The sequence below is a fragment of the Photorhabdus aballayi genome, assembly GCF_026153155.1.
Lineage (GTDB): Bacteria > Pseudomonadota > Gammaproteobacteria > Enterobacterales > Enterobacteriaceae > Photorhabdus > Photorhabdus luminescens.
In genome coordinates this window covers 52,498-72,236 of the sequence record NZ_JAPFCD010000012.1, presented here as the reverse complement: position 1 = coordinate 72,236, position 19,739 = coordinate 52,498, and the positions used below count along the sequence as shown (strand labels likewise).

Sequence of the window (19,739 nt, the reverse complement as noted above, 5' to 3'; positions counted from 1 at the left end):
GAAAAAGGTGCCATTATGCAAACTCCTGTACATATTGTATAAATTGTGTAATGTGACGAATAAAACTTTCAGGTTCTTGAGTAATATAAAAATGGTCGCCTTCAACTTGTTTGCAGCAATGTGCAAAATGTTGATTTCCATCTGCAAGCCATTGCTGCCACTGCTGAACTTCTATCGCGGAAGCCTCTTTGTCTTCACTGCCATAAAGCAGCAATGTTGGTGTTTGCAGTTTTACAGCATCAGTCTGCATGACCCGGTGATAACGTTCTGTAGCAAGAAAATCAGCCCGCAGCATCGGTAAAAACAGCTCAAGCAAACCAGGATTTTCTCGCAAAATCGGACTGCAACCGCCGATATCAACCAATTGTTCGAGAAACTCATGATCAGGTAATCCGCTAAGTTGACGGCGAGATTGCAAATGAGGAGCATGACACCCCGAAAGTACTAACGCTTTGGGCGAACAACCTTGTTGCTCAAGGCGTTGACAAGTTTCAAAAGCGACTTGAGCGCCCATACTGTGACCGACAAGTATCAAGTTCTCTCTCTGTGCGGAGGTGAATGATGCCATCAGGTCAGAAAGTGATTGCGCCAATGGCGCAATACTAGTGACAGCATTTTCATTCATGCGGCTGTCACGTCCGGGGTAAATCACCAATGAAGCCGCGATCTCTGAATTTTCCAGTGTAGACCAGTGCTGGAATGCACTAGTACTGCCCCCGGCAAAGGGGCAGATTAGCAGCGTGTATTTGGGTTTGCCGTGAGTCGTCAGGCATGAACGAATCATCGGGTGTATAGGGAGTACCCACGTCATCAACATTCTTCCTTAGTTAACATCAATTTTGCCGGCTCAATCCAAACAGGGGGCGGCAAGTCCTGAGTAATAGGCTCTCCCATAATGCGCAAAATTTGTTGCCATAAACCTGCTAACCGCAGTTGATAATCGTAAGCAAAAGCAGACGGGCAAGGAGCGCCGTTCAATACAGAACTCAAGGCATTGAGTAGAAATGCCACACCTTTAGCGCCATCACATTCAAATGCCGTCATCCAGTTTTTGGTCGCCGGACAAAGAATTTGTGATGTTGCCTGGTGCAAATAGTTACCATCCGGCTGACTGGCATTCAGGTAGAGGCTTTGCTCGTTATTCAGATGATCAGGAGCATGAAGGACGGGAGTCCAAATGACCGGCCCGTAACTGGCTTCCTGCGTAAGATAACCGGCAGGCCAAATCAGCGTCATTTTATGCATCACCAGATTGTGCATATCGGGATCTCTCGGGTCCAGATAGGATTGCACGTTCAATGTTACTGTTGTTCCTGCAAAGCTAAGTTCAAAGCAATGAAATGCGCTGCTTCGCTGACCGACATAGACTATCTCCATCTGTTCCGGGCAGTGACATGCCTGTAACAACAGATCGAGCGCGGAGAACAGCAATTGGCGACTGGTTGTCAGATAACCGCTCACTGGACGCTGCTGTGATAAGTGACTAATCTGCCGCGCCGCGTGTAACCAACTTCTTCCCGCATCGCATTGGCTATAAAAACTATTTACCCAAAATAGAGCGCCATGTTTATTTGCAGTTAATTGATGCCCTTTGATAGCTTCGGCATCAAGGGGATGTTCCTGGATGACAGAAATTCCACGCGCCAAAAGCGCCTGAGTAAGCTGATCGCCTTTGCCGCCAATAACCTCCGCCCGTATTACCACACAGGCAATATCAATATCGTCTGGCAGCTCATCCAATGAGCGGAATAGCGGCACATTGAAATCACGCGCAAGTTGCTGCGAGCGAGTACTGCCCTGTGCCAAAATGCCAGCCAGTTCCAGACCAGACTGAGGCTGTAGGAATGCATTAAGATACAATTCGCCAAATTTTGAACCGACAATCAGAACCCGCCGTGGCTTTATCATATGTTCTCCTTAACAAGATTAGTGGTTGGTACTGAATTCAAGATATCTTTCAGACAGGTAACCAGTGAACCAACATGTTCATGTTGGAACAAGGTGTAATGATCGCCCGCAAGTTGTGTCACATGGACTGGTCCAAAAGCCTGCCAGCCAAGATCGCTTGAGGCGATGGTCGTTGGATCGAGATAATCCATAAAATCAGGTAATGCCTGTGTTGCCCGAATCAGCCCGAAAGGCTGAGAAGTCTGCGGCGGACAGTAGTCAAGCAACGCATTCAAGTTATGGCGCCACACGTTATAAAGTGCGGTCAGCGAGCTATCAATCTGTGCAGATTGTGGCAAGGCATCGTGCAGTGCATTAAGGAACGTCTCCGTATCGGCAGCGACAATATGATTATCCAGCGTCAAACCGGGGAATTGTCCCTGCAAATCGAGCAGGAAATGACGATGACAAAATGTTTCATTCAGCGTCAAATCGGTGCGCACATTTGGCGCAAAGCTGTCAATTAAGATACATTGAGAAACACTTTCACCCATCGCTCGTAATTGATGAGCCATTTCATAGGCCACCAATCCACCGAAAGACCAACCTGCCAAAGCATAAGGTCCTTGCGGCTGGAAAGCGCGGATTTGACTGATATAATCAGCCGCCAACGCCGCCACGGAAGGGATATCGGTATTTAAATTATCTGGCGAAAACGCCAGTCCGATCATGCGTTGGTCGCCGAAATTAGCCGCCAAATGGCGATACCCCAACAGATGCCCGCCAATAGGATGTACGATAAACAAGGCTGGTTGCTCAACGCTTCCCTCATTCAAGATTACCCCTTGGCAAGGGTTTTCTGGCTGATGTTCAATAAAGTCAGCCAAAGAGTGTACGGTATCGTAAGTTTGCAGCAGACTGAGTGGGTATTGACGGTTAAATGCCTGATTAATTTTCACCATTAACCGCACTGCTGCCAAAGAATCTCCACCTAGCGTAAAGAAACTCTCATGCACACTGATAGTTTGTCGTTCCAATACCGATTGCCAAAGGTTCAACACAGCTTGTTCTGTCATACTGAGAGCAACTGATGTTGGATTGACCTCCTGTGCAGCTTCGTCAACCAAGGCAGCTAATGCGTGTCTGTCAATTTTGCCGTTGTCGGATACCGGAAGCACATCAAGAACGATAAATCGCTGCGGACACATCCAAACAGGCAAAGTCTGTTGCAACCAATGAGGCAGAACCGGTAAAAGTTCTGTAGATAACGGTGCAGATAAACGCACACCGGCAACAAGTTGCAATGCACCGGTTGACGTAGTATGCGCAAACGCTAACGCTTGCTGTATAGCCGGGTGCTCGCATAAGCGATGTTCGATCTCGCCTAGCTCAATCCGGTAACCACGAATTTTAATCTGGTGATCATTGCGCCCCAAAAATTCAATATTACCGTCTGGCCGCCAGCGCCCTAAATCACCGGTACGGTACAACCGTTCACCCGTTTGAGGATGAGTAATAAAGGCTTGGACGGTTTTTTCTGAATCAGCCCAATAACCTAAAGCTAACCCTTGTCCGCCAATATAAAGTTCCCCTGTTACCCAGACCGGGCAGGGTGAAAGCGTTGCATTAAGTACATAAAAAGTCTGATTAGCCAGTGGCTTTCCATATGGAATGCTGCGCCAGTTTGGATCAATCTGAACGATAGGATAGGCAATCGACCAAATTGATGCTTCGGTTGCACCGCCCAAACTGAGAAGATTCAGCGCAGGGTGAAGGGCAGACAATTTTTCCGGCAAGCTGGTCGGTATCCAATCGCCGCTCATCAATACCCAACGCAAACTATCCAAGGAATGTGGATAATCTCTGGCGTATTCCTCAAGCAACTGCACAAATGCCGGAACGGAGTTCCAAACTGTGACCGATTCTTGCTGTAACCACGTCAGTAATTTGTCGGGTTGTCGGCTGTCACCAGGAGAAGGAATAACCAGTTTTGCCCCGCAACTTAAAGTACCGAACAGGTCATAAACTGAAAGATCGAATGTCAATTCTGAGATTGCCAGTACGCTATCGTGTTCATTGAGGGCAATACGTTGGTTAATATCAAGGATGGTATTAACTGCTCCCCGATGATCTATCATCACGCCTTTCGGTTTGCCAGTAGAGCCTGATGTGAAGATCACATAAGCCAAATCCTCAGGGCAAGCAGACAAGCGCTGTTCACCGGTATTTTCCGGCAAGCGGTTAAGTAACATTTCATCCAGAGAGATAATCTGTACACCATCAGGCCAACTCATCTGTTGAGCAAACTTAGGTTGAGTTAATACAGTATCAACTTCTCCTGATGCCAATAGCTGATGGATGCGCTGTTGCGGATAGCTGGCATCAATAGGCAGATAAGCCCGTCCCGCCAATAAAATCGCTACAACCGCGACAATCTGTTGCCAACCTTTTTCCATCACCACGCCAATCAGAGACGAATGCTGATTTTCTTGCGCTTGTAGATGGGCGGCCAGCGCCAGACTTTGTGACCACAAAGTGCGGTAATCGATTTGACGATCAGCATCGACTACAGCGGTACGTTGCGGGTAGCGGTTTACCGCCTGCTCAATCAACGAACAAAGCGTATGCGGCGGAAAAACTTCCTTTGTCGCGTTACTGTTTTGGCACAAAATCCGATCACTTACCGGAAGCCACTCTGGCAGTGGGGCGCTCCAGTGATAATCGGATTCAAGCAGAGCGACGACGCTAGCCTGATAATGAGCAAACATGTTTTCTGCAACTTGTGACTGGAACAGTTGCGGCAAAATTGCCCATTGAATGATAACGCCGCCGTCTGAGCTGGAAATCAGCATACAATCGAGATAAACATGCGGTGTTTGCGCGCCAAAAAGATTCAGCGTTCCTAACCCTGATGGCCCTTGACCCGCCGTGCCGGTTGTATCGTTGAACACGATCGGCATGCCGGCATTCAGATTGTGGCGGTGCTGATTTTTCTCTCTGAGCACCAACTGGCCGTCAAATAGCGCATGTTGCAGATCAGCTAACCACTGTTTCTGTACCCGACTTACCGCGTCGCTGAATCCAGTGTTATTGCGTAAATCCACTTCCAATAATGACGTGGTGGACAGATTTCCTACCAGCGTATCGCAATGTTGTGGCATTAACAGCCGGTTGCCATGCAGGACATTGATGGTGAAATGCTCGCTGTTGCTCCATACCGCCAGAATATGAGTGAATAACGTCAGCATAACCTGTGACGGTGACACTCGATGTTCTGCCGCACGCTGTTGCAAACGCTGCCATTGCTGTGGGCTGATATAGCCTGTCAGACATTGTTGATTAAGCTGTTGTGACTGATGATCTTTTAATGGTAATTCAGGAGCATCAGGCAGATAAGGTAAGCGCTTAAGCCAGTATTGCCGGCTTTGTTGCCAAGTTTCCCCGGCTTTCTCATCTTCCAGTGCTTGAATATAGTCACTAATCATCGCTGCTGGTGGTTCTGGCTGCCAGTTAGGTTCCTGATATCCACGTTGCAAATCGCCCAGGATTAACGTCAAACTTTTACCATCAGCGACCAACAGGTCGATAGTCAAATGCAATAAATGTGTCCGGTCATCAGTATGATATAGAGTTAAATCAAACAGCGGCCAGTTATCGCTAGGAACACCTTTAGTACGCAAGGTTTCACGGGCATCAGCGAGTTTTGTCCCGCATTGATCCGGCATCATGTTGCGGCAGTCGATTACCGTCGGGGTATAGCAGGGAACTTCCGGCAAAATATGATATTGTCCCTCCTTCACATAGCCACGTAATTGCGCATGATGGTTGATCACACGGTTCCAGGCAGTAGTGAAACGAGGTAGATCAAGATCATTGATAGCCAGTTCAGCGTAGAAATGCGCAATACCGTTACCAAACTGAAACAGTTGGCTTTCGCCTAACCAATAAGCATATTGCAATGCAGTAAGTGGAAGCGTCTGCTCCGATGCTGGCTTAGTCTCAAGTGGAATAACCTGTGTAGCGGGTGTTGCTTCAACTACTCGCAAGGTACGACAAAACTCACTCAACTTAGGATGCTCAAACAGTTGTTGCAGATTTGCCTGTTTGTAACCTTGACGACGCAATTGCACCACCATCCGGGTAGCAATTAAGCTGTCACCGCCACTCTGGAAAAAGTCACTGTGCCGCTGTATTGGTTGAGGAAGCAGTGAACACCAGAGTGCGATTACCTGCTGTTCTATATCATGGAGCTGGTCATCTGCTGTTTCAGATTGTACTGTTTCTGGAGTTGATGATTGTACCACGCTCTCTTTAGCGGTCACGATTAGCGGTAATTGTTCTTGTTGTTGAACATGCAATGAGTAAGGCAAAGTGGAAAATTGCGCCGCTATTTCACTGACATCAAGCCGCGCTTGCCGTTCAGACCGCGCCAGAATCAGTTGTTGATGCAGTTCTGGCCCATCTTGCCCCGGCCATTCCAATGAAACCCGATAGCCGGATTTCTCCAGACATTGACGCCAATCAGCAAGCGCCATTAATGCGCTATCACCGCGATCATCACTCCAGGCATTAATACCTTCAATAAAGCCGACACTGGCGAGTTGCATCGCGCTTTCGGATTTCGTTGATTCAATAATCAGCAACCATCCACCCGCTTTCAGTAACCGTGACAGACGTTGTAGGGTATTTCGCAGATGGGTTGCATCATGTAGCACGTTAACCGCCATAATCAGGTCATAACCGGATTCAGGATGCTGGCTAAAATCAATACGCTGATTAATATCGAACAGAGCAAATTTTACGGTTTCCCCATAATGATTGAGCAACTGGCGTGCATCATCCAGAAATAGCGGCGAAACATCGGTAAAGTGATAGCGTTCGATTGATTGTGCGTTACGTTCGAGTACCTTCGCTGAGGTTGCGCCGGTCCCTGCGCCGACTTCCAGGACAGTAAAATCGTTAGATACCTGACTCAATTGCCGGATAATTTCAGCGGCAGTTTGGTTCAGGCATCGTAACGCTGGATTCTCGCTATAGAGGCTAGCAGTGGTCTGTTTATCGGCAAACAACAGTTCCAACGCATTACCTCGCCCGGCAAGCAGGGCGTCATGTTGCTCGATACATGCCGCTACATAGCGGCTAATTGTTTGACACCACACTGCGTCATCCAGTTTTGCCGTAGGGGCAGGAACATGATTAAGTGGTTGCAAACAACGGTATCCATCAGCGGTTTTCTCAATAAATCTCTGGTTGTTTAATAACGTCAACCATTGGGTAAGAAGACGCTGATACTGTGGCGCAAGTTGTAAACGTTGTTCAATCTCTGTGCGAGAGTGACATTGCTGAGGATAAGTGAACAGATTATGACGCAGTAATGTCTGGCTCAGACCAAATAACGCTTGCTGCTCAATATATTGCCAGGAGTGCTCAAACGTCTGTTGTTCCGCCAACTCAGGCAGCGGTAGCACATCGGTGTTTATTGCCAATGGTTCTGGTAGCGATAATGGCAAATTGTTTTCTGCCACCAGCCATAAATTATAACCTTGCGTGTCGTCCTGACGTGGCTGAATCTCTGCCAGCCGGATTTCAGGCTTGGAGCGCAAATATTGTTCAGCCTGACGCAATTCAGGCTGTTGCGGCCAGAAATCATAACGTGCATGACCAGAAGGTGGTGTATGAAGATCATAATGTTCTATGCGTTCAGGCTGGCGGCAAATTTGCACTAACAACGCGTTATAAGCGGCAAATAGTGCCTCAATAACCCCCGGTTCCAACACATCATCCATGCAGTACCAGTTAAACAGTAAATCACCATCCACTTCCATCACCTGATGATCCAGCCAGACTTGCGGAGTTTGACTCAGAACAAAGACCGGATCGCCCAGCAACTGGGTGATGGATTGTTTGATGGCGACGCCTTCTTGCGCCATCCCTAACATGCTGGTGAAAACCACCGGCGTCAGCGGTTGTCTGCTTTGCGCTTCACCATTTTGCTGGCGGCCAAGTTCTCGCAACACCTCAACGCCATTGACATAGTTATGGCTCAGTCGTTGCCATAGCAAAGCTTGTGTTTTCTCCATGCTGGCACGCAGGGAAGTTGTCTTACGTAAGTCAAAATCCATCAACATGACAGAGGTAAAATCACCAATCAGATCTTGAACCTCTGGATGGAAAGGCTGACGGTTAAAGAATGTCAGGTTGAGGGTAAACAACGGATGGCGGCTGTACCATTCCAGAGTATGAGCAAATAGCGTCAACAGACCGGCAGAAGGCGTCACACCCCATTGTTGCCAGCATCGTTTAAGCATTTGCCAATCAGATTGTGCTAATCGACCTTCATAAGTCGTGAATTGTGGCTGACTACGCTGAGGCAGTTGTAGGTTCAACGGCAATCTTGGTGCCGGAGGCAACGAAGGTAATTGCTCCTGCCAGTATTCCCATGATGCCCGCCACTCTTTACTTGCCCGTTGAGCTTGTTCCGCCATCACATAATCACGGAAAGTAAACACCTGTGGAGCCAGTGGTTGCTGATGATAAGCGCGTTGCAAATCGTCCATCATGATTCGAAAACTCTGGACGTCAAACTGCAACAGATCCAGATTCATATGTAAGCGACAGCGTGCATTCGGTAACAGAGAAACAGAAACTTCAAATAACGGCCACTGTTCTGCTGGCGGGACCTGATAAGAAAGCGTATGACGACGCTGAACCAATGCCTGTTCGCGAGTGGTTTCATCCAGCATACGCAAATCATCTTGTGATAAGGCATACCAAGGGGTTTCAGGCAGAATTCTTTGTTGTCCGTCTTCATCCACTACCATGCGCAACATGCCATGACGCTGAATTAAAGCATTCCATGCCTTCTCAAAACGCGAAATGTCAAAGTTATCCAGCACCAGATCCCATTCAAATAAGACGTGACAAGCCACACCGCCAAAATCAATGGCTTGAGTACGACCAATCCAGTAAGCATGCTGAATAGGTGTCAGAGGGAATGGCGCATGATGTTGGGCGCTGTCAATAATCATCTCAGGCTGAGAGGATGTTACTGGCTGTTCAGGTAATGCATCTCCGATGAGCCTACTAAGCCCTTCCAAAGTCATATTCTGATAAGCCAATTCAGCCGTTAATCTGAAACCAAATTGCTGGTGGATCACTGCATTTAGCTCCAGAAATAACAGGGAATCCAAGCCGAATTGCAGTAAGTCCTGTTGTGATTCCAAACGTGCAGGCTGTTCTAGCCGTAATAATGCGGCGACGCGTTGACGCAACCAATGGAGTCTTTCTTCATTATCCTGATACCGCATGTTATCGACAGAGTGCGAAGGAGTAGGCGCTGTAATTGTTATGTCAGCCCGTAAACGGCGCAAAATATCGGGATGATGCTCATCTAACCGTATTGCCAGATAGCAGGGAGATGCGGTACGCAGAGATTGATTAAAATGCCAGATACCTTCATTGATGCTGAACGGCAACATGCCATCTTGTGCTAATTTTTCTACTAATCGCCGGTCGCTGGCCATACCAACGCCCCCCCAAACACCCCAGACCAAGGTTTTTACCATCAATGGATTTGATGCTGTCAACGCCAAAGATTCTAAGTAAGCATTAGCAACGGCATAAGCACCTTGTCCTTGAGCGCCCAACATGGATGCAGCAGAAGAATGAAGCAACAGATAGTGTGCATTATGTTGCTTAAGAGCAGTTTGCAACGCCGATGCACTTAGGGCTTTCACCGATAACATCTGTGACAGACGTTGAGGTTCAAGTTCTGCCAACCGGGTGTGATCCGCGATACCCGCCGCATGAATTGCCCCGGCGATACCATCCTCTTGTGCTAATGTTTGCACTGCATTTAACAAGGCTGGCGTATCAGTAACATCAACGTTAATCCAGCGTATTTCGCATTCAGCATTCAGTAATAACTCTTGTACAAAAGTATTCCAATCTTCATGTTGACGGCGGGCAAATACCGCAATTCTACGTGCGCCTTGGGCCAACAACCAACGGATGGAAATCTGACCGATCCCCCCCATGCCACCGGTCACAATATGCCAACCCTGATGGGGAATCGACATTGGCTGTTGGGAAAACAGTAAGGATTGCCGTTGTAAAACCGGTATCGAGACTTGATTTCCGCGTACTTTCAACCAACGGTGATGTTCATTCAGATATCCAAGCGCCAATGATAAAGAGTCAGCATCGTTGATATCAGAAATATCAATCGTTTGAATACGGCGGTGGGGATACTCTTCAACCGCGACACGCAGCAACGCCCAGACAGCGTATTGAGCTGGATTGATATTCTCTGGTGATAAGGTAGTTTCCGGTTGAGCGCAACAGGTGACAACGGTTAATGATGTTGCTTCATCGCGTTTTAATTCGGTAATAACCTGATTGCATAATTCAGCGACATCATTGCCGGTAAGCAGTAATAAGGTGTTTCCGCTTGCTGGCTGTAAATGAATACCCGCCTGACGCCAATGATTAACCATTTCGTCACTCGCAGTTGAAGAGCGGAGTGTATATGCCGTTGAAGATCTTGGGTTATCTGCGTTTATGGTATGCCAGTGTAGGGCATAGTGAGTGTCAGGACACGGTTGTGGTGCAGGAAGCCATGAGTTGGTCATGACCTGTGTTGCCACAAACTGGCGCGGCAGATCCGAACGATCGCTTAACAGGGCGAATAGACGCTCACCTGCGTAAATTAAAGCCGGAAAAGCAGTGAGTAAACATGACTCTAATAATCTGCGTTTGGCATATGGCAAGGCGCGATCAGGGCGATACATTTTATTTGCTGTTGGCCCAGAAACTTCCCGGTAATAACCTTGCTGGACGCAATAGGTTAATAATTGTTCCAACAAAGGGCGCCAACAAGGTTGCAGTCGGCCAGCCCGAATAGTGTCGATGGCACTGAAACCTTGTTCAGCATCACGCCCATGACATTGATATATCAATGCATCGGTATACAGTACCCGTAGTGTTGCAGCATCGGGATTTTGCTCAATGGCAGGATCGAGCAGAGCATTCACATCAAGTTCAGCATTGATATTGGTTGTGGGCTGCACAGATTTGGTAGCAGGGAAGCGATAATGCTGCTCATCAAATGGATAAAGCGGAGCGTGGCATTTTTCCCCAGTAAGTGGGAAAAGCTGCGACCAATCAAGATGCACACCAGCACAGTAAAGTTGCATCAGAGCCGTTTGCTGATTTGTCTCTGGAGAGCTTTGACGCTGAACGCTAGCAATCCAAGTTTCCTGTGGCAGACTGACACGCCGCCCGATGCCGGTTAATTGTGCATCAGCCCCTATCTCCATAAATAATCCCACCCCTTGCTGGCGGGCAAATTCAACAGCCGGGTAATAGCGTACAGTCTGACGCATATGGTTACGCCAGTAATCTGGTGAAGCCAATTGTTCAGCCGTTACAAGATTGGCTGTCAGGGTAGAAATCAGCGGAATTTCCCCCAATGCAGGTTGCAACTGGCTACAACGTAGAGAAAATGCCTCCAATATGCCATCAAGCATGGCTGAATGTGCCGCACAGGCAACATTAAGACGCTGGCAGCGAATCTGTTGTTGCTCCAGACGTTGGGTCAAAGCAGTAATTTCTGTCTCTGTACCAGCCCAAACCCAGTGTTGTGGGCCATTGCAAGCCGCCAGATCTAATGTCAGTGAATGAGTGAAGGGGATAATCTCTTCTTCGTTGGCAAAAACTGCCAGCATTGCTCCCCCTTGGGAGCAGCTTTGCATTAACTTGCCTCTTATCGCCACTAACGGCATCACCTGTTCAGGTGTGAAAACCCCGGCGATAACCGCAGCGGCAAATTCGCCAACCGAGTGTCCCAGTACATAATCAGGCTTTAATCCAAGCGCGTGCCAATGTGCCGCCAGCGCAATTTGGTGCGCCACAATCGCTGGTTGTGCATATTCGGTAGTAGCTAATGCGGCATCATGTTCTCCGAACATCACAGCTTTTAATGGCAATGCCAACTCTGATGCACAAGCTGCACAGCAACGATCCAACATAGCGGAAAAAACAGGAGAGCTGGCATACATTGCTTTTCCCATGCCAGACCATTGACAACCTTGGCCGCTGAATTGCCAAAGTTGCTTACTTTCGCTATTGACTTGTCCACTGAAAACATTTTGTGTTGGATTTTTGTTGGCAAAAGCGGATAAATTTACAGCACTTTGTGGCGTTAGCATCAACGCTAAACGCCAGGGTAATAAAAGATCACGCCCCTGTAATGCGGTCCAAGCCAGATCTGCATGATGCTCTGGCGCATCATCAAGCGCAGTCGCATAACGTTGCGCCAATTGACGCAACGAGGATTCAGAAGCGGCGGAAAGCAACAACGGCGCAAGTTGTGCATTATCGCTACGGTGACGTTGTAACTCTTCCGGCAATGATTGCACTACGACATGACAGTTGGTACCGCCAATCCCGAACGAAGAGACGCCCGCAGTACGTAATGCTTGTGTCCAGCTCTGTCCCTGTGTTGCCAACCTGAATGGACTTTGTTCCAACCGTAACGCCGGGTTGGGTTGCTGGACATTAATCGTCGGTGGAATATAGCCATGCCAAACAGACAGAACCACCTTAATCAAGCTAGCAATGCCAGCGGCCGTATCAAGATGGCCCATATTGCTTTTCACTGAGCCAAGATAACAAGGCGGTACTGCCACACTACGGTCAAAGAATATGCTGCGTAGCGCGTCAACTTCTATCGGATCGCCAAGAGGCGTTCCTGTACCGTGTGCCTCGATCATGCCAACATCATCAATGCTGACATCCGCCAGTTGGAGTGCTTCGATAATAACGTTGCGTTGACCATTAACCGACGGGGCAGTAAAGCCAACTTTCTCATTGCCATCATTATTAATAGCGCTGCCACGTAGCACAGCCATGATGGGGTCGCCATCACGCAAAGCATCGCTCAAACGTTTCAGTGTGACAACACCGACGCCGTTGCCGCCGTAGGTGCCATTGGCCTGACTATCAAAGGGGCGGCAATGTCCATCAGGGGAGAAGATCATTCCCGGCTGATACGAGTAACCACTTTCTTGAGGGAAGGAAACAGCCACACCACCGGCTAATGCCATGTCACATTCACCGGCACGCAGGTTTTCACAAGCCATATGCACGGCAACCAGTGAACTTGAACACGCTGTTTGTACCGTCAGCGCTGGGCCTTTTAGGTTTAATTTATAAGCGGTACGTGTCGCAAGATAATCTTTATCATTACTGATTAACGCTTGAAGCCCTTTAACTTTGCCAACATCAGTCATGGTAAATTGTGACCATGAAGGCCAAGTACTGACCCGGCTACTACCAAAAACACCGGTTTTCAGTGGAACCTGACGTGGCGCATAACCGGCATGTTCAAGCGCATGCCAGGCGGTCTGGAGAAAAAGACGCTGTTGAGGATCCAGCATTTCCGCTTCCTGGCGGGAATAGCCAAACAGCGAAGCGTCGAATTGTTCCGCCTTCTCTAATATCGCTGCCCGATTGACAAAACTTTCACTCTCAATGATTTCAGGAGGAATACCTGCATCTAATAATGTTTGTCGGGAGAGTGGCACAGTACACTCAACCCCGTGTTGCAGGTTATGCCAGAAAGCATCGCTATCTGGCGCCTGCGGAAAGCGACAGGCAAGGCCAATCACTGCGATAGGATCGCAATTATCGTAGTGAGGCGTTAAATCAGTCATTATGCAGCTCCTTTATGACGTTTTTCCCGTTGTTGCAAACGCTTTTGTTGTTGACGCTGACGAGGGGTAATCGACTGGCGATTTCCATCGTGGGAATCCTTCCGGCAGCGCAAACTGAGCGTCTCTGGTGTTGGATAAGCAAATAAATCAGTCACGGCAAGATGATAAAAACCCGCATGTTGTAATTTGCTATGCAATTGAATTAGCTGTAGCGAGCTGGCTCCTGCCTCAAAAAAGTTTTGTTGTGCGTTAATAGGATGATTTGTTATGGACAAGAACAGGCGTTGAATTTCGCTGCATATTTGAGGATCGAATCCCTCCGAACGCAGTGATGGCGCAATGACAACAGCAGTATTTTCAACCATCACGGATTGCTGGCGCGGCATCAGTTGTTCCAGCGCGGAATGCCAGCTTTTTGGCTGTGCTGCAAGGGTACGCAACAGCGTCATGTAGCTATTAAACATGTTTTGCAACTGACGCGGTTCAAACAATTCTTCGACAGCATCCCAATTCAGACAAAGTTCATTATCAGATTCATAAACCTGGTGATCCAACCAGATTTGTGGCGTTTGGGAAATACCCCAAACAGGTTTCATCCACGATGAATGAGAAAGGAATTGCCCTTGGTGTGTTCCCAAGGCACTGGTGAAAACGACCGGCATAATGGCCGCATCGGGGCCACGGTTCTGTGCCAGTTCACGCATCACTTTGATTGCTGAAATATGACGGTGATCTAAATCCTGCCATAGCTGTTGTTGCAATCTACGGGCACTTGATAACCAATTTTTCTCCGGGCGCCAAGCCAGTAATGACAGAGAAGTGAAATCACCCAGAATGTGATTTATATCTTCATGCCAGTGTGGACGATCGAACAGGGTAAGGTTGAGCGTTAGCTCCGATTTAGCACTGAACGCAGAAAGAACCGCTGCATAAGCCGCAATTAATAGCGCGGAAGGCGTTATCTGATAGGGAGCGGCATGTTGTTTTAACTGACTCCACTCATGTGCAGACAATCGATCGCTATAGCGCACAAAACGTGGGGATTGAACACTTTCCGGGGCAATACGCAGTGGCAATTGTGGCGCCAGTGGTAATGTTTTCACTTGCTCCTGCCAATATTGCAGCGAACTCTGATGTGCTGGCGCCTGTTGTTGACGCAGTACACAATCCCGGAATGTGACTTTCAATGGCGGCAATTCATGCTGCTCATCGAGATAGAGCTGTTCTAACTCGGCTAGCAATATCTGCATGCTCAACCCGTCTAATAACAGATTATCCAGACTGACAAATAGCCGGGAGATAATCCCATCGTCTTGTGCAAGCTGGAAATCGAACACCGGCCAGTTACCGGCATCTAATACCTGATGTGAAAGCTGTTCACGTAATGTATCTGCCTGCGTAACGTCAGTGAATTGATGTTGTTTGACGGAGAACTGCGGGACATTTTCTAATATCTGTTGCTGTCCATTGACAACCACGGTTCTCAGCATTGGATGACGCTGGATCAGACGATTTAACACCCGATTTAAACGTTGAACATCTAACCGCTCTATCCGGTATTCAATAAAGAAATGCGCCCCAACACCACTTAAAGCGAAACCCGGATGGCGTCCGACCAAATAAGCTTGCTGAACTTCGGTGAGTGGGAAAGGCTGGTATTCACTTTGCTCTTTCGGCAAAGCACACTCTGCTGATGAGGTTTCAGTCAGATGAACCAATGTAGCCGCAAACGCCGCCAATTGTGGATTACGGAAAAGATGCCCCAGTTCACCTTTGAAACCTTGTTGTGTCAGTTCACCAACTAAACGTGTAGCCAGAAGACTGTCTCCACCAAGCTGGAAAAAATCACTGTCACGGCCTAATTGCTCTGTATTGAGCAAGCGTTGCCAAATGCCAGCAACGGTTTGTTCCACCGCATTCAACAAAGTCATTTCATTCTGGTGTGGTGCTGCTTCTGTTTTTGTCGCTGACTGTAGTTCTTGCGACAACGCCTTACGATCAATTTTGCCATTAGGTGTCAATGGCAGGCGAGGAATGATATGCAAGCGCGGTGGGATCATATATCCCGGCAGATGCTGCGCCAACACCGATTTAATCTTTTCCCGATCAGGAATGGTGACGCTGTCACTTGCTTGCATCAATAACACACTAAGGTTACCGATGGTGATTGGCGTTTCGGCCTGTAGTGGCAATAATTGTGGCGACAGCGATAACCACTGTGACGCAGAACGTAATCGAATACCTTGAGGTGACAGCAATTCCGTCGTAATCAGGGAGAGAGACGATGCCTGTTGTAACTCCATTGCCAATATCAACGCGCCAGGTTGAGCAAGCGGCACCAATTCCTTGATACAACGTACAGGATTTGCTTCCCGATGTAATACGTTATTCAATAGAATAATATCAGCTTGATGTTGCAACGATTCAGGAATTTGTTCAGGCCAACTTTGTTCAGACCAATATTGTACTGATGCATGAGCATAACCGCTTAACCGTGTTTGCGCCTGATTGACCAGTGTTTGAGAACGTTCAAAGCCGAGATAACAGAGATGTTGATCAGTAATATGCTCTGCCAGCCACTGCGCGCAAAGACCGCTGCGAGCATCAAACTCCATCAAAGTCACAGGGCGTTGTAATCGCTGAGAAAGGGCAGTGATAACCTGTTGCAATCCTGCCAACCATTGCCGGGTTTCTGGCAACACAAACAATTGTTGTTCCGGTGCGAATTGCGGATCGTCAAGTAATGCGATTGCCGATTGTTGACCAGTAAGAACATCACGTAGCACAGCGTGCCAGCGTTCAGGGATGAATATCGCCTCATTGTTGGATGCAGCAGGTAACCATCCGGCTTGATATACATGCTGTGCAGATTCAGTCAGTGCTTTGGATTGGCAAAGATATGCCAACATACGGCCAAACCAATCATGATATTCCGGTTGGGGCTGGTAACACTTCAAGCAATCTGTCAGCGATTGTGGTGAAGTAAAGGTAATACCGTGACGAGATAGATGTTCCAACAGGAACATTGTAACTTGAGGTTCATTGCTATTCGCGGTTATTTCATACACTGCGGGGAACAGATCACGATAGCTAACGGGCAACTGCGGCGCACGGTTTACTCGTTGGCATAAAGAATCACCTTCCAATTCAAGGAACGCCGCCAGCGACTTCTCTTTTTCACCACTGGCTAATGCAACCCCTTTACTGATTCCAATTACTTGATTGAGGGCCGCATCAATTTCTCCCAATTCAATTCGATAACCACCAATTTTTACCTGGCTATCACGACGCCCCAGAAATTCAAGCCAGCCTTCGGGATGGTAACAACCCAGATCACCGGTGCGATACCAGCGTTCCCCTTGATCGACAACAAATTGCGCGGAAGTGCGTTCTTTATCATTAAAGTAGCCTAATGCAACTCCGGCGCCACCAATCCAAAGCTCACCGACAACCCAATCAGGGCAATCACGGCCATCCTCACCCACGACACGGTAACGCTGGTTAGCTAAAGGATAGCCATACGGAATAGAGCGCCACTGTGTTTCAACCTCTTTGACAATATATTCGTTTGACCAAATAGCCGCTTCTGTTGCACCACCCATCGCACTCAAAACACCATCAGGATTGAAAGCACGGTAACGTTCAGGCAGTGATAAACCAATCCAGTCCCCGGATAACATCACAGTACGAAGCGCTTTTGGTGCATCCACCTCCATCCCTTCACAATAGGTCAGTAGCATATCGAACAGTGCAGGCACACTATTCCACAACGTCACATTATGACGTTCGATCAACATTTCCCAGGTTGATGGGTCACGACGTTGCGCTTCATTAATTAATACCAGCGCGCCTCCCGCCGTGAGGATACCGAAAATGTCATAAACGGAGAGGTCAAAATGTAGGGCAGAGAGTGCCAATAACCGGTCGCTACTTTGGACTTGATGACGGCGATTAATATCCAAACAGGTATTGAGTGCGCTTTGGTGGCTGATAACCACCCCTTTTGGCATACCGGTTGAACCAGAGGTATAGATGATATAAGCCGGATCAGTAACCGCACGTTTAGCCATGTTTGCCAAAGGCTGCCATTGCTCATCCTGATGCCAGGAAACACGATGTACATCTTGTGACCAGTCATCATCTTGTTGTTCTGGATCAATGATAACAACACGAATTCCAGCACTTTCGCAGATAGCACGACGTCGATTTACTGGCTGATCAACCGGGACCGGTACATAAACGCCGCCGACATAAAGTATTGCCAATACCGCAACAATTTGTCCGACGCCTTTTTCCATGCTGATGGCAACCCGATCTCCCGGTATAACCGACATTTTTTGCAACACGGTTGCCAACCGGCGAGCGGCCAAACTTAATTCACCATAATTTATTTCCTTATTATTAGTCACCAAAGCAACAATATTTGGTGTACGTTTTGCCTGTAAAAACACACCTTCATGTAGAAGAGCATCCGGCAAAGGTTCAGTTGTGTCATTAATCTGAGACCGAAGCTGGTATTGCGATTCAGGCATCAGATCCGGTAACTCTTTACCCCACTGGGCAGCATTTTCCGTTAGGTTCTCAATGAATCCCTGATAAACGGTAAATAAAGTATCGATTAACCCATCTGGGAAAAGCTCGTCGTTGCTATCCCACTGAATATTCAGCATGTTTTCATGTTCAAATGCAACGAAATCCAACCATACCTGAGGTGTTTGCGATATTCCCCAACTTGGTTTTCCCAGAACATCACGGGTATTTTCACCATATAAAGGCCGGCCTAAATTGCTGGTAAACACAATTGGCGCACCATGTGGATGACTACCACGTTTTTTAAGTTCACGTAAAACTTCTACACCAGACCAGTGGCGGTGTTCGTAAGCTTCGGCGAATGTTGCCTGTGCATTTTGAGCCAATTGGCAGAATGGCAAATTATCAGCGGGAATATCTAACAGCAGAATATTGGTAAAGTCGGCCAGCAGACTATCAACGGCAGCGTGCAACGGCGCTCTATCAAACAACGTCAGGTTAAACAACAGTCGGGTTGCATGATTCCAACGACATAACAAACCGGAAAATGCGGTCGCCAACGCCATCGTTGGCGTCACACCATTTTGTTGTGCAAGTTGTTTAAAACGTTGCCAATGTTCAGGGGCTAAACGAAAACATCTGCGCTGAATACGGACGTTTTTTATTAGAGAAGGTTCCTTAGCCAGCGGAAGTTGCGGAGCAGGGAGAAGGGTGTCCAATCGATTACGCCAGAATATCTCCGCCTCTTGTCGAGCCTGCGCAAATTGCGACTGATATTGCGCCAAATAGCGGCAAAAATCGTAGTTAGAAGGGATAACCGGCAAATTGCGTTTAGCAATTAAAGCCGCCAGTTCAGTAAAGAACAGGCTAAAACTGGCGGCATCCATGATCAGTAAATCAATATTAGCGTGCAACCGGTGCTGATTATCACCGAACAAACTTAGCTGAATATCGAACGTTTCCCCTTGTTCAACCTGTAATACCCGATGGCTTAGTTGTTCACGTATATTATTCAGCGCTTGTTGCTGTTCGTCTGCTGTCAAACTGCGCAGGTTATGAACCGTTAATTTTTTCCAATAAGCGTCGGCCATCCCTTGCTGGCGACCATCCGGCAAAAACCGTACTCGTAACATCGGATGTCGTTGAATCAACCTATGAATTGCCGCTTCCAGTTGTTCAGGTTCCAACCCGATACCGTCAAATTCTTGATATAAATGGCAACCCACGCCCCCCAACGTCTGTTCCGGCGAACGCCCAACAAAATAAGCATGTTGTACGGCGGTCAGCGGGAACGGACGAGCATCTGTAATCAGCGGCTGCAAAGTCGCATCGGTTTTAGGCGCCATCTGAGTGACAGGCGTATGACGTTGCAGAAGCTGGCTCCAGGCATACAGTGTGGGTTTTTGATACAGTTCACGAAGGGTGACGCGATATCCCTGACGTCTCAACTGGTTTAACAATGCCATCATTTGCATTGAATCCAGCCCTTTGCGAATTAAATCGTCGTTATCATCCACCAGTGTATTTTTCTGATTAAGAAGGCCAGAGATAATCTGGCGCAGTGAATCTGGAGAGACAAGATCCGTATGCATGAAGATATCCTATAAA

Annotated in this window: 4 protein-coding genes; all 4 read right to left on the bottom strand. The window is 47.9% G+C overall.

Annotated features, from left to right (window positions below; genetic code table 11):
- Positions 1-13: 13 nt before the first annotated feature.
- Genes OO184_RS08855 through OO184_RS08840 form a run of 4 tightly spaced genes read right to left on the bottom strand, consistent with a single transcriptional unit; the run spans position 14 to position 19,723 of the window.
- The gene (locus OO184_RS08855) at positions 14-811 is read right to left on the bottom strand and encodes a thioesterase II family protein (RefSeq protein WP_265378854.1); all 798 of its coding nucleotides are present in this window, start codon (positions 809-811) and stop codon (positions 14-16) included.
- Positions 811-1,908, bottom strand: a complete 1,098-nt coding sequence (locus OO184_RS08850; RefSeq protein WP_265378853.1) for a Gfo/Idh/MocA family oxidoreductase — start codon at positions 1,906-1,908, stop codon at positions 811-813. Before OO184_RS08850 ends, OO184_RS08855 begins: the two co-directional genes overlap by 1 nt.
- Positions 1,905-13,601, bottom strand: coding sequence for a non-ribosomal peptide synthetase/type I polyketide synthase (locus tag OO184_RS08845; protein ID WP_265378852.1), 11,697 nt, complete (start codon positions 13,599-13,601; stop codon positions 1,905-1,907). Before OO184_RS08845 ends, OO184_RS08850 begins: the two co-directional genes overlap by 4 nt.
- Positions 13,601-19,723: a non-ribosomal peptide synthetase gene (locus tag OO184_RS08840; RefSeq protein WP_265378851.1), complete on the bottom strand. Its 6,123-nt coding sequence runs from the start codon at positions 19,721-19,723 to the stop codon at positions 13,601-13,603. The genes OO184_RS08845 and OO184_RS08840 overlap by 1 nt, the downstream gene beginning before the upstream one ends.
- Between the last annotated feature and the right edge of the window lie 16 nt (positions 19,724-19,739).

What these genes read in the sequence shown, in the direction of transcription:
- OO184_RS08855 (WP_265378854.1), bottom strand. Translation starts at nt 811, where the DNA reads ATGACGTGGGTACTCCCTATACACCCGATGATTCGTTCATGCCTGACG.
- OO184_RS08840 (WP_265378851.1), bottom strand. Translation starts at nt 19,723, where the DNA reads ATGCATACGGATCTTGTCTCTCCAGATTCACTGCGCCAGATTATCTCT.
- OO184_RS08850 (WP_265378853.1), bottom strand. Translation starts at nt 1,908, where the DNA reads ATGATAAAGCCACGGCGGGTTCTGATTGTCGGTTCAAAATTTGGCGAA.
- OO184_RS08845 (WP_265378852.1), bottom strand. Translation starts at nt 13,601, where the DNA reads ATGACTGATTTAACGCCTCACTACGATAATTGCGATCCTATCGCAGTG.